At 54.4% G+C, this 13,718-nt stretch carries 8 protein-coding genes; all 8 read right to left on the reverse strand.

Features of this window, described 5'->3' with window-relative positions; all coding sequences use genetic code 11:
- Positions 1–6: 6 nt before the first annotated feature.
- Complete coding sequence (recD, locus tag FDX04_RS06980) at positions 7–1,836, reverse strand: exodeoxyribonuclease V subunit alpha (RefSeq protein ID WP_137370683.1); 1,830 nt, start codon at positions 1,834–1,836, stop codon at positions 7–9.
- The gene (gene recB / locus FDX04_RS06985; protein WP_137370684.1) at positions 1,833–5,378 is read right to left on the reverse strand and encodes an exodeoxyribonuclease V subunit beta; all 3,546 of its coding nucleotides are present in this window, start codon (positions 5,376–5,378) and stop codon (positions 1,833–1,835) included. Before recB ends, recD begins: the two co-directional genes overlap by 4 nt.
- Positions 5,371–8,259 carry a pitrilysin gene (ptrA, locus tag FDX04_RS06990; protein WP_137370685.1) on the reverse strand — a complete coding sequence of 963 codons (2,889 nt, stop codon included), beginning with the start codon at positions 8,257–8,259 and terminating at the stop codon, positions 5,371–5,373. Before ptrA ends, recB begins: the two co-directional genes overlap by 8 nt.
- 179 nt (positions 8,260–8,438) lie before the next feature.
- Positions 8,439–11,807 carry an exodeoxyribonuclease V subunit gamma gene (gene recC / locus FDX04_RS06995; protein WP_137370686.1) on the reverse strand — a complete coding sequence of 1,123 codons (3,369 nt, stop codon included), beginning with the start codon at positions 11,805–11,807 and terminating at the stop codon, positions 8,439–8,441.
- Between the two features lie 12 nt (positions 11,808–11,819).
- Entirely contained in the window at positions 11,820–12,143 is a 324-nt protein-coding gene (locus FDX04_RS07000; RefSeq protein WP_137361266.1) for a prepilin-type N-terminal cleavage/methylation domain-containing protein, read from the reverse strand.
- The gene (locus tag FDX04_RS07005) at positions 12,128–12,535 is read right to left on the reverse strand and encodes a DUF2509 family protein (RefSeq protein ID WP_137361267.1); all 408 of its coding nucleotides are present in this window, start codon (positions 12,533–12,535) and stop codon (positions 12,128–12,130) included. The genes FDX04_RS07000 and FDX04_RS07005 overlap by 16 nt, the downstream gene beginning before the upstream one ends.
- Positions 12,532–13,095 (reverse strand): prepilin peptidase-dependent protein, encoded by a 564-nt coding sequence (locus FDX04_RS07010; protein WP_042310778.1) that lies wholly within the window; start codon positions 13,093–13,095, stop codon positions 12,532–12,534. The genes FDX04_RS07005 and FDX04_RS07010 overlap by 4 nt, the downstream gene beginning before the upstream one ends.
- Positions 13,086–13,556 carry a prepilin peptidase-dependent protein gene (locus FDX04_RS07015; RefSeq protein ID WP_137361268.1) on the reverse strand — a complete coding sequence of 157 codons (471 nt, stop codon included), beginning with the start codon at positions 13,554–13,556 and terminating at the stop codon, positions 13,086–13,088. The genes FDX04_RS07010 and FDX04_RS07015 overlap by 10 nt, the downstream gene beginning before the upstream one ends.
- Positions 13,557–13,718: the final 162 nt, after the last annotated feature.

The raw sequence follows: 13,718 nt of genomic DNA on the forward strand, positions 1-13,718 counted from the left end.
CTACAGCTACATCATGCCGTCATTAAATAACGCCGACAGTCCGCTGCGGCGTTCCGTACGCATGACAATTGCCCCGCCCAATATTCGTTCATCGGCATACAGCGACAGACGGCGGCGCGCGCGGGTTACGGCGGTATAGACCAGCTCGCGGGTAACCACGGGGGAATGCTGGCTGGGTAAAATCAACGCCGCATGGTCAAACTCAGATCCCTGCGATTTATGTACCGTCATCGCCCAGGTGGTTTCATGCTCAGGCAAGCGGCTGGGTTGCACCGACTTAATCGAACCGTCCGGCAGCGCAAACCACACCCTCAACCCTTGTCCACGCTCGAGGGCAATGCCAATATCACCGTTAAATAACCCCAGCGAACTGTCATTGCGCGAAATCATCACCGGCCTTCCCTCATACCAACGACTGTGCGTCGAACGGCGAATTTTACGTTTTTGCGTCATCACCTGCTCAATGCGTTCATTCAAACCGCCAACGCCAAACGGGCCTTCCCGCAAAGCGCATAACAGCTGATACTCATTGAAGGCCTGAATGATGGCATCCGGCGCGGCGCCCTCGTGCAGTAAATCCAGGTAGTGCCCATAACCGGCCAGCGCCTCATCCAGCATCGCGGCGTAATCTTCACTGCTGTGTAACGTGCGTTTTTCGATATCGCTGAATCCCTGCTGGAAAACCGTTTTTACCGCAGCTTTGTCACCGCGATTAATCGCAGCAGCCAATTGACCGATCCCAGAGTCACTGCCGAAACGGTAGCTTTTTTGCAGCAGACACAAGCTGTCACGCAACGCCGCCGCCTGAGTACCCACTCCCGCCGGAATAGCGCTACCGGTCAGGCGACTAAGCTGCCGGGCACGTTCCGGGGTAAATCCTTCGCTGACAAAAGCACAAATATCCCCGAGCACCGCCCCCGCCTCGACGGAGGCAAGCTGGTCACGATCGCCGAGAAAAATCACCCGCCCGTGCGACGGCAGGGCATCGATAAGGCGCGACATCATCGGCAAATCAATCATTGAGGCTTCATCCACCACCAGCACATCTACATGCAGCGGATTCCCCGCGTGATGACGCAGGCGCTGGCTGCCAGGCTGAGCGCCTAATAACCGATGCAGCGTACTGGCATCATCGGGAATGCGTTTCTTTTGCTCATCGGTAAGCGGCAGTTCTCGCAGCGCCGCCCCCAGCGAGGCGGTCAGACGCGCAGCCGCTTTTCCCGTTGGCGCCGCCAGACGAATACGGCAGCGTTCACCGTCCGCCATCTGGATCAACGCCGCCAGAAGCCTCGCGACCGTTGTCGTTTTTCCAGTACCCGGTCCGCCGGAGATCACTGATATACGGCGGGTCAGCGCCACAGCAGCGGCCACCTTTTGCCAGTTAACGCCTTCCGATGATGGAAACAGTGCCTCCAGCGTGTCGGTCAGCCGTTGTTCATCCACCTCAATAGCGTGGTTAACTTCACTGAAAAAACGTGCCACCGCGCGTTCGTTATGCCACATGCGGTTCAGATATAAACGATCGCCGTACAGCACCAGCGGGGTCGGTTGCTCGCCACGGCTTACTGCCCCGGAGGCCAGCAAACATTCAGCCCAGTCTTCAGGCTCGCCCATCTCAGCAAGCCAGGCGCTTAACAGAGGATGAGCATCTTCGCGTAAGGATAATCGCGAAAGCGGTAAGCAGACGTGCCCTTCTCCGGCTTCGCGGCTGAGCAATGCCGCAGCCAGCGCAACCGCAGGATTGTCATTTCCGGCAACTGCCAGCGCAAACTGGGCATCCAGAGGCCGGAGCTGTTTTTGCTCAACGGCTTGCAGTAATCGTTTCTGGATTGTCATGACATCTCCTCCAGCTCCGCACCGGCAAACATCTCATCCATCAAAGCGATCAATTCGCCGTCTGGTCGGGTGGCGTAAATTCCCTGCTGCGGATCCTGACCATCAACGCCCCGCAGGAAAAGATAGATAACGCCGCCAAAATGGCGTTCATAATCATAATCAGCAATGCGATGGCGTAAGTAGCGATGCAGCGCCAGGGTATAAAGTTGATATTGCAGGTCGTAGCGATGCGCCTGCATAGCTGAGGCCATCGCCTGCTGCGTGTAGGCTGCGCTGTCTTCACCCAGCCAGTTAGATTTGTAATCAAGCAGGTAATAACGTCCCTGGTGGCGAAACACCAGGTCAATAAACCCTTTAAGCATGCCGCGTACCTGCATAAAATCCAACGCGGGGCAGCCCGCTGAAAGCGGATCGTATTTACGGATCAACGCATCAAGTCGGCTGGCCATCAGCGGCTGCGAAATCGGCAGATAAAACTCCATCTCCACCTGTTTTTCACGGGCGGAAAGTTGGCTCAAACTGACGCCCGTCTCGTTGAGAGGCGCCTGCAAAATGGCGTCCAGCCATGCGGTCAAAACCGGCGTCCAATGCGCGTCATAACCGCCCAGGGCCAGTTTTTCCTCGACCCAATGCGGATCTACCGGTTGGGTAAAATCAAGGTCCTCAAACAGGCTATGCAAAAACGTGCCCGGCGAGGCGCCGCGCGGAAATTGATGCGGGGTGAGTCCTGACTCCGCAATGACCTCGCCAACGCCTGCGGCATCAACATCCAGGCGCGGGATCAGATCCTGCGCGATTCCATGTCCGCGCTGTTGCAGGCCGGAATAACTGGTCACGCGCCAGCCGTCGCCGGGGGTACGTTGCAGTGTTCTCACACTCAATGTGGCGCTGACCGGCTGTGCAACCTGCCAGCGCTCACCGTCAGGTTGACCTGGCGTCAGGCAGACAATATCGTCACAACCCAGCGCTTCAATCGCGCCACGCAGCCCCACGGCATCCATTGACTCACCTTTTTGCAACAGACGGCCAAGGGCGCTCTGATGCACATCGGTATCCCCTTTTTTATCGCCCCGACGACGTACCAACGGCGCAACGCCAAGGCTGCAGTGCCATACCGAACGGGTTAGCGCAACGTAGAGCAAGCGCAGGTCTTCCGCCAGGCGTTCAGCCTCTGCCAGCTCAACGCTCTCCCTGGCGTCACTGAGATCCAGTACCGCTTCAAAGGAGCTGCGATCGTGGTAGAACGCCTGATCCTGGACGCGGAAATTCGTGATAAACGGCAGCCAGACCAGCGGATATTCCAGCCCTTTCGATTTATGAATAGTCACGATTTGTACCAGATGCTTGTCGCTTTCCAGTCTGAGCTGCTGGCTGGACGCATTGCTGTCCGGTTCAAGAATATGCTGGGACAACCAGCGCACCAGCGCATGCTCGCTTTCCAGTTGCGATCCCGCTTCCTGGAGCAGTTCGCTGATATGTAAAATATCAGTCAGGCGGCGTTCGCCCCCTGCCGTCGCCAGCAGATTTTCCGCAATCTGGCGGTTTGTCATCAGCGCACGCAGCATCGGCATGACGCCGCGTTTATGCCAGATTTGACGATAGCCATCGAATTCTTCAACTACCGCATCCCAGGCATTCTCGTCGTTATTTAATGCTTCAATATCCTGCGCATTCAGCCCCATCATTGAGGTCGCCAGCGCGCTACGCAGCGTGTTTTCCCGTTCCGGCGTCATCACACCTTGCAGCATCCACAGCAATTCCTGCGCTTCCAGCGTTTCAAATACGCTGTCACGGTTGGAAAGGTAGACGGAGGGAATCGCCAGTTGCGTCAGGGCATCGCGGACCAGCGCCGCCTCCTGGCGGCTACGAACCAGTACGCTGATGTCTGAGGCGCGTACCGGCCTGGATGCTTTACCGCTCACCAGTTGCGCATCACCAGAGTGTCCGGCCTTAAGCCAGTCGCGAATTTGCGTTGCGCACACTTGCGCCATGTAGTTCTGGTAGTCACCAACGCCACAACTTTCCCCTTCCATCAGCCACATACTCATTGCGGGCTGTGTTTCACCGTGTAAAACAAACCGTAGCGACTGGTTTTTCTCTGCAAATTTTACCGGGCTAAAGGGGATTTCGCGGAACATAAAGGCGTCGTCCATCTGGCTGAAAAGCGTATTCACGCTATTGACCATGCCGGGGGCAGAACGCCAGTTGGTGTCGAGCGTATAATGCGCGCTGACTTCGCTGCGCGCCTTCATATAGGTGAAGATATCCGCGCCGCGAAACGCATAAATAGCCTGTTTGGGATCGCCAATCAGCAGCAGCGCGGTCTCTGGCTGATGCTGCCAGATCCGGCGGAATATGCGGTACTGCTGCGGATCGGTATCCTGAAATTCATCGATCATCGCGACCGGGAAACGGGTACGGATAGCCGCCGCCAGCGCATCGCCGCTTTCACTGCGCAACGCCGCATCCAGACGGCTGAGCATATCGTCAAAGCCAAGCTCGCCGCGTCGGCGCTTCTCTTCGGCAACCGCGGTGCGGATTTCCGCCAGCGCCCGGGTAATCACCAGATCGCGGAGAGTTAACGGTTCGCTAAGCAGTTCATCAATGGCGACGAAAAGCGAGTGCTGAGGCGTTACGCCACCCGTTTTGGTGCGCTCTTGCAGAAAACGCTGTGAAAATTTCTCCAGTGCGTCAGGAAGCTGGTAACTCTGGGTTTCTTCCTGCGCCCATGCGCTGATCTTTTCGATCCACTTACCCTGGTTACCGCGATTAAATTTACGCCGGTCGATCCCTGAGGCTTCCAGCAGACCGTCAAGCTCATCAACGGAATCACGCCATTGCTGCTTAATCAGGTTAATGCGGACGAGAATTTGTTCGTGCCGGGAGGCCAGCGTTTCGTCATCTGGCGGCGGAGCCTTGATTACCGGCGCTTCCCCCTGCAGATAGCGATTGATATCACTCAATAGCGCCTGAGGACCTTTCCACGTTTCAAAAATAACCTGCGCAATGTCGCGGGACAACGGATAGCAATGCCGCCGCCAGAAGTCCGCGCACGCCTGATAACGCAGCAGTGATTCGTCTTCAATCAGTTGCTGTTCAAACAGCATGCCTGACTCAAAGGCGTTGAGGCTGAGCATGCGCTGACAAAAACCGTGAATGGTAAACACCGCCGCTTCATCCATCTGTCTCTCAGCTAATAGCAGCCACTGGGCGGCCTGTTTTTTATCGGCTATTTCGTCTAACAAACGAGCATATAGCGGGTTGTCGGTGGTTTCGCGCAGACAGGCAATGCGCAGCTCGTGAATGTTGCTACGAATTCGGCCACGCAGCTCTTCGGTGGCCGCCTCGGTGAAGGTGACCACGAGCAGTTCTTCGACGGTCAGAGGACGTGGAAAGGCGGCAGAGCCGCCCAGTCCAAGCAGTAAACGTAAATACAGGGCGGCGATGGTAAAGGTTTTACCGGTGCCCGCAGAGGCTTCAATCAGGCGCTCGCCCGTCAGGGGCAAGCGCAGTGGATCAAGGGACTCAGCGGCATCATTCATTCTTGTCACTCATCAGGGGTAAGGTTTGCTGCAACGCGCTGACGGTCTGCCACACTTTCCAGCCTTCCGGGCGCACGTATTCTGCTTTCCCGTTCTGACTGCCGGAAACCTGTGACAGTATCGCCATGCCTTGCGGCTCAACCACCGCCTGATGGAAGAAGTCGGCAAGTTTTTGCGGCGTCAGCAGTTTAATCTGAGCCACTATTTTATCACGTGAATCGAAGCGCATATTGCCGCGATCAAAATCTTTGCTTAACTGTGAGGCTTCTTCCCCCAGCGTTTGCGGCGCCTGTAGCATTTGCGCAATGATCGCCTGCTGAATTTGTGCAAACTCTTCAGGTTTCATTGCCCGCAGCTTCGCTTCCGCCGTCGGGAAAAATGCTTTATAACGCTCCCAGAGGTAAGACGGTTGCTTATCACTACTTTGTAACAGGAACCCCATACCCCACTGACGACCAACGCTCATCGGGAAAGCAAATACGGCGTAGCCTAACTGCTCTTCAGTACGCAGTTGATTGTAGAACCACGGCTGAACAATTTGCCCTAACATGGCGCTGTAGGCTGAACTGCTGTATTCGTCATAGCCAGTTGGCACAAATACCGCCGCCAGCGCAGAATCCGTGCTGCTGCCCGCTTTCTCAAAGATGACGGACTGCTTCTTGTCCACGACCACTTCTTTGTTCCGGCACCACTGCGAACCATTCGCGCCAAGCTGTTTCTGAATATCCTGCGCCATGGTTGTAGCCTGAGCTTTGCTCATATTACCTACCACCAGGAATTCAGGCCGCGCCCCCGCTTTTAAAGCATCGCGGTAGGACATCACCTCTTTCAACGTAATGGATGGCAATAACGCGCGACGTTCATCGCGTGGGAAATAGGGCACCTGAGACAGCATTTGCACCGGCATAATCGCCTGATCGTAGGCTTTACCTTTTTCCGCAGAGTCCATCATCTGAGCGTACCAGGATTTCGCCTGTGCCAGTTGTTCATCCGTTGAGGTGTAGCTGAAATAACCGCTCAATAAAGCCTGAAAAAGCTGCGGCAGACGTTGAGTGTAGCCATTAGCGTTAAGCATCAGACCATTGTTAGCGTTGGTCGAAAAACCTATTCCACCCACCGATGCTTGGTTGCTTAACTGATCGAGCGCGATTCCCGCCAGGTAATCGTTCAGGGCGAATAATACCTGGTTGCGCGCGCTGTCCATCGCTTTCGGGTTACGCAGGATCACGCTGACATCAGCCTTCGGCTCGCTGGCAAAATACTGGCTCGGCGCATACACCACGCGCAAATCCGGCTCATCGACGATCAGTTCCGGGTGAGCGTATTTTTTATCCGCTTTGATCAGCGTGAAATCATCCGGAATGTAGGGGTTCAGCTCTGGCAAAGACAGCGCAATGCCCTGTGCTTTTTGCTGCCAGTCAGCAAAGGTTTTGTCGCTGATTTTGTCCACCTGATAAGGCGCATCGACAAAATAAGCGGTTTTATTATGCGGTTCTTTCGCGCTGATATACCAGATACGCGCATTCTGCGGCGTCATCATTGCCAGACGTTGCGCAATGGCTTGCGCATCATATTGGTCGGCAATATTCACCGCATCCAACGTATGCTCGACGGGAACGCGGATCATGGTATCAGCCAACCATTCCACGTAGTCCATATCACGAGTGATTGAAGGATAACGGAAATCGAGATCCAGCACGTGCGCCAGTTCGTTAAAGTAGCGTTTATCGACGCCTTTCTCACGTAACAGATTGAGATAGCTAAAGATGGCCGCGACAACTTCATCGCGGTTCGCCAACCCTTTGTCGGTTAACGTCGCAGAAATGGCTAACACCCCGCTGTTACCATTAACAACCGGGTCGGAATCGGCACGAATGCCCTCCACCAGCCCCTGTTTTTGCAGCCAGTCGGACAGCGTACCAGGGCTACGATTGCCAATCAGGTAGGTTATCAGTTCATCCGTTTTACTGCGAAACTTTGCGCTGTTGTTATCGATACGAAACTCGACGCGCAAGACTTTACGCGGCATTGCCGGCACATAGTGGATGATGATGCCTTTCTGCGCGTCGGTGACAACCGGTACGGTAATTTCCGGTTTTTCGATATTTCTGTTCGGTACGCGGCCGAAAGTATCAGCGGCTATCCGCGCCAGCTCTGGCAATGGTTTATTGCTATAAATCACCGCCTTCATTAGGTTCGCGGAGTAGTATTTTTCATGAAATTTTTGTAAGGCCAGCACCACCGGGTTACCCGGTTTATCGCTTAATGTCTCCAGATTTCCGCCGGAGAAACGCGAGCCTGGGTGCGCCGGGTTGATCGTCTCAGCGCTGACCTGCGCCATACGCATCCCATCCCGGGTACGCGCCAGCGTCAGCTCGGAGTTCACCGCGTTACGCTCGCGATCGGCATATTTTTTATCCAGCAACGGATCGGCGATCGCGTCCGCCAGTCGATCCACCGCCCCCACCAGCGCGTCATTTTCGACTTCAAGATAGAAAGCGGTCCGGTAAGGCGCTGTGCTGGCGTTGTGGCTGCCGCCATGCATTTTCAGGAACTCAGCCAGGCTATCAGGCTGCGGGTATTTTTTCGAACCCATCAGACACATGTGTTCAAGATAATGCGCCAGCCCCTGATGATCGTCCGGATCTTCCAGCGAGCCAACAGGCACCACCAGTGCTGAAAGGGATTTCACGGCCTGAGGATCGGATACCAGCAACACAACCATGCCGTTATCAAGGCGCACGGCCTGATACTGACGGGTATCTTTATCGCTTTTACGGATGGTTTCAGCTAAAGGCTGCCAACCGGTATCTGCCTGACTTACGGGAACCCAAAGGGCGACGAACAACAATAATGCGCTGAACCAGGTGCTGCGGGGCATTCACAAACCTCATCATTAACGTATTCACCTGTTCACTGCAAACCACGTATCAATACGTGGCCTGAACAGGGCAAGACTTTGTGCTGAACAAGTCAGCATCTTCTCTTTGTAAGAATCAGTCCGTGACAGAATGCGCATCATAGTGGAAGCTATCGAATTGCGCAATTTTTATACAGCTATCAGGACTGGTTAAAGCGAAAAATCGGTAACAGATAGCGCTGTGACTGTAAAACAATGCGTTCCAGCGTCTCGGCATCCAGTTGACGCCACAGGCGCTGATACCAGATATCATCGCCTTCGCCACGAACCATCATGTTGCCTTCATAAGCCTGCAAAAACTTACTGCGCGCTTTTTGCAGCGTATCGTCGTCATCTAACATGGCATCATTTGCAGCGTCATAACAGGTTTTTATCCATGCGCCGCCGCTTTCCGGTAATACCAACAATGGCGATGACATGCCTTCCCGATATCCCTCAATGAGTTGCGACAAATACAGCTGCGCCTGTTTTTCCGCCAGTGGCGGAAAACGCCATTCTCCGTCTTTACGCAGGAACAGCCGACTCTCTCCCGTACCGCCACTGGCACAATAGACAAGATGTTCCAGCCAAAGTTGCACTCCCTGCGCAATGCTTATCAAAGATGGGCGCCAGCGCAACAAACCGTCCTCTTGCACCTGCGGCAGCCAACCGGTGATTTGCACGCCGTTACAGTTAAGATCGATCTCCATACTCTGACAGGGCTGACGACAGGCGATAATGCGTTCAGCCAGCGACTGCATCTCCTGACGCTGCGTATCCCACAGAATTTCACCAAACGGCCCATAGGGCAGCACACCTGCCGCACGAAAACGGCGAAACAGTTGTTCAGCATCGTTCTCTTCAACCAGCGTATTAAGCAATTGCTGATTAAGCTGATAGCGAGTTAATCCTTCCAGAACAAAAGGTTCTGTATCCGGGATCTCACTTTCTTCAGCGCGAAAGTTGACCTGCAAACGCATCTGGAAAAAGGCCCGTACCGGATGAGCCCAAAAACGCTGTAGCGTTTCCAGCGTTATCGTGGCGGGCATTTCAAAGGGGAGAGGTTGCACAAAATCCGTGTGCGCTTTTCCTGACAGGCTCGCCGCAGGCAGCCACTCCCGGGCGTAGCTTTGCTGTTCGCCGGGCTGATAGTTTTGTGCGTCAAAAGGCATACGGGTATGCAGACGGGTAATGTGCGCTTTTACCCGGGCCTCGCTTTGATCGCAGGTCAACGATTCATCGCCCGGCAGATAATGGCTTTGCCCGATGTAATCTATCAGTTCCTGCACCAATACCGACGGGAAGCGTTCGCTGTTATCCTGAATCGAGCGGCCAATGTAGCTGATGTAGAGCGTTTGCTGCGCCGAAATTAACGCTTCGAGGAACAGATAACGGTCATCATCGCGACGGCTGCGATCGCCCCGCATCGGTTTTTGGCTCATCAGATCAAAGCCCAGCGGCGCAAGCTGACGCGGATAAACGCCATCGTTCATACCCAGCAGACACACAACCTTAAAAGGAATGGAGCGCATCGGCATCAACGTACAAATGTTAACAGGCCCCGCCAGGAAGCGCTGGCTAATGCGTTCCTGGTCGAGACGCTGCGCCAGCTCATCACGTAGCAAGGAAAGCGGTACGGCATCACCATACTCAGCCCCCAGTCCTTCACTAATAATTGCCTGCCACTGCTGTTCAATCAGCGTCATCGCCGCTTCGGTATCCGCATCCGGCAGGAAGAAATCATTAAGCATGTCCCGACAAACGGGTAGCCACTCTTCCAGCGGGCGCTCCTGCGCCAGTCCACGACGCCAGAGATTAAGCTGCATCAGCAACGAGGCCAGATGCCCTACCAGCTCGGCAATCAAACCGCTCGACTCATCGTAGGGCAATACCGATTGCCACTCGCCCTGGGCGCTTTCCATCGCATAGCCGAGCAGCATGCGCGTTAAACCAAATTGCCAGGTATGCTGACCCGTTGGCGGCAGTTCCAGCTCGCGCACGTTATCGTCGTCAATTCCCCAGCGAATACCTGATTCATTGACCCACAAACGAAGATAGCGCAGACCTTCTTCATCAATATTGAAACGTGCCGCCAGCACGGGTACATCCAGTAATGCCAGCACATCCTCAGAGACAAAACGGCTATCCGGCAGCGACAGCAGACTGATAAAGGCCTGCAAGACGGGATGAGACTGACGCGCCCGACGGTCGGAAATCGCATAGGGTAAGTAACGGTCGGCTGGCGCGCTGCCAAAAACCGCCTGAATGAACGGGCTGTAGCTGTCGATATCCGCCACCATCACGATAATGTCGCGCGGCGTCAGCGTGGGATCTGCTTCCAGCATTGCCAGCAGTCGGTCATGAAGAATTTCCACTTCACGCTGAGGGCTATGGCAGACATGGAAAGTCACGCTGGTGTCGTTCGCATCAAGCAGTCGTTTGTTGTCGCTCCGGGAATACTCGTCCAGCGTAACGCCCGCCACGGCCCGGCTTTGTAACTCGAGAATATCCGACTGAATGTTATGCAAAAGATTGTCTGGGGTTATATCGACAAACGCATCCAGCTCCTGGCTGTTTTCCAGTTCTGAAAGCAGATAAATATAATCACGTCCCAATTTGCCCCACGAGGCCAACATCGGGTTGCCTACATCCTGCTCACCATCACTGTTAAACAATCCTGCCGCATTCTCAGTATCACGAAACAGCGGCAGGTGACGTTCTTCAAAACTGTGCCGACGCTGACGCGCCAGCAGCTTTGCCAGCCAGGTGGGATCTTTAATGTCGCCCCAATAGTAGCGACAAGGGTTGGTAAATAGCAGATGAATATCAATATGCTTACCCAACGCCTGCAATGCCTGCAGGTAAACCGGCGGTAGCGCCGAAATTCCGCAAATAAAGACGCGAGAAGGCAGCCCCTGCGGACATTCAGACGCATTTTCCAGGGTGTGAATAAATCGCTGATATAAATTGGCACGATGCCAGCGCGGTTGGCCCAGTTCAGCGGTGTATTCCACCAGTGCTTTCCACAACGGTGCCTGCCATGCCTGAGCCTCGCCGAGTCCTTCAATCTGGCGCCCCGCTTCCCACTGAGTTAACCAGTCAGGGCGATAAACTAAATACTGATCGAAAAGGTCCGCCGCGCGTGCAGAGAGTTGAAACAGCTTACGTTTATCGGTGTCGTCCGTCAGATAGTGTCGCAGCAGTGCGAAGTCATCGTTATCCAGCAACTGCGGCAGCAGAGTCATTAACTTCCAACTCATGCTCTGTTTGCTGAACGCGCTCTCTTTCGGGATATCCGGCAACACGCGCACAAACATATCCCAGATAAAACTCGCGGGCAGCGGGAAATCGATGTTGGCGGCGATACCAAATTTCTGTGCAAGGGTCATCTGTAGCCACTGCGCCATACCGGTACTTTGCACCAGGATCATTTCCGGTTCAAAGGGGTCGTCCAACCGCTCGCGCTCAACAATAAACTCCATTAACGCTTCCAGCACATCCAGACGATTGGAGTGATAGACCCTTAACATAGCGGCTCCTGACTACTGACGGTTCGGGCAATGCAGACGTGTCATTTGACCTTGCCTGCCCAGGGGTGAAGAAATTTTAACGCTGATGCTGACACATCCTGCTCCCGTTGTCTGCATTCGGTTAACCTGCCAGTTCACAGGTGGTGAAAACGGATACAGCTGGGTTTGTTGCCAGGCGTGATGCCAGAGTTGCTGATACTGGTTTCTGACGATAAAACTGTTCATCGACGCCCGCTGGTATCCCGATAGTGCGGTCACAACCATGATCATCAGCACCATTGCCAACATCACTTCCGGCAGGCTAAAACCACGTTGTCTGTTCAGGGGATCTGGCATAACGCTACCGCCTTTAACGGACAAAAATCGCTCCAGCCATGCGGCGAAAATTTGATATTGCCATCGATAACCTCTCCCTGACGCCATAGCGATACCTCTTCATAATGAGCGATAAGCAGCACGGAGTTTTCAGTAAGTCGTCGCAGGCAAACCGCGACATCCTGCCCGGTATAACGCCGACACTGTACCGTCGGTTGTAAGCCCCAGGGCTGCATGCGTCCCCATTCGATAGCCGATTGCACTACCGCCTGCCGCTGCAAAGACCGACTTTCCGATGTAACACGCGATGCGAAGCTCGCTTCTTGTCGGCTAACACCCTGCAGTAACAGGCTGCCGAGCACCAGCAATAGCAGAACCATCGCCAGTGATGAAACACCTCGCTCACTATTCACAGGTTGAAACCTGTCACACTGTAAAAGGCTTCAATGACTTTTTGTGGTTCGACGTTGCTCACTCCACGCAAACGCAACGTAAGGAGTGGTTGAAATCCGCGAATATTCACGCGCTCAACCTGAAATGCCTCAATCTGAATGGTGGCCGGATCGGTCATTTTCTCCCACCCTTTTCCATTACAACCAGTTGCTCCCCGCAGGGTCTCCAGTACTTTGTCCTGTAAACGAAATCCGATGACATCAGCCTCTTTCGCGGGACTATTCTCCCAAACGCCGTTACCGTTGGCATCCCAACGGGCAATGACACAGTCGCCCTTAGCCGACATCACCAGTCCCTCTCCGACACAGGTTCCCCGGCAATACCCTGCCCGCTGAAGATGTTTTGCCACGGTATAAACCCGCTGCCATATTTCATCTTCCAGCGCTAACTGGCGCGTATTGCGCAGGATCTCTCGCTGCAGAGCGGGTAAAAATCGCGCAGCGCTAAGCAGTAAAATGCTGGTGATCGCCATAGCAATGAGCACCTCCAGCAGTGAAAAACCCCGCTCGTTTACTGACATGGCCTGGCCTCATCGCGTTCGCAAAGTCTGATTCGCCCCCAGCCTGACACCACCACGCGCCATTCCCCTGTCGCATTTTTCAGGCGAATATGCCCAGCCCATGCCGTATTACGCAGTCCAAAAAATGCCAGTGAAGGCGTTATCTCTGCCATTTCGACATCGTCCCATAGCGGTGCAAACACCAGCGGTGAAGTCGGTTTACACCCGCCTTGTGAAGCCGCAGAACTGACCAGACACCAGGATGTGCCATCCCGCATCACGCTGATGACGTGATCGCGGTTACGCCAGTTAGCATCTTCACGCAGTTGCAGCAGGTAATCCCGCACCTGACAGGCGGTCTGCCACAGGCGCTGTTGCTGTTGCCAGTACTGCCAACCATACAACCCGGACGCGCCTAGCGCCGCGACAATCAGCATCGCAATCAGGGTTTCGAGAAGCGTGTAGCCTTGTTGTTTTTTCATGCCGCCAGTATGGCGCGAGGAAAATGAATAACGAGCGGGAAATTCGGTTTCTACGGCGAGCTACGAGGAATATTTGACGCGTTGCAGCGCGTTGCAATATTTCAGGAACCCGCGCCGAAGAATGAAATGACAGACAATAAATATCCTCCGGCATAGCCGGAG

The organism is Citrobacter sp. wls615 (genome assembly GCF_005281355.1).
Taxonomy (GTDB): Bacteria; Pseudomonadota; Gammaproteobacteria; order Enterobacterales; family Enterobacteriaceae; genus Citrobacter; species Citrobacter werkmanii.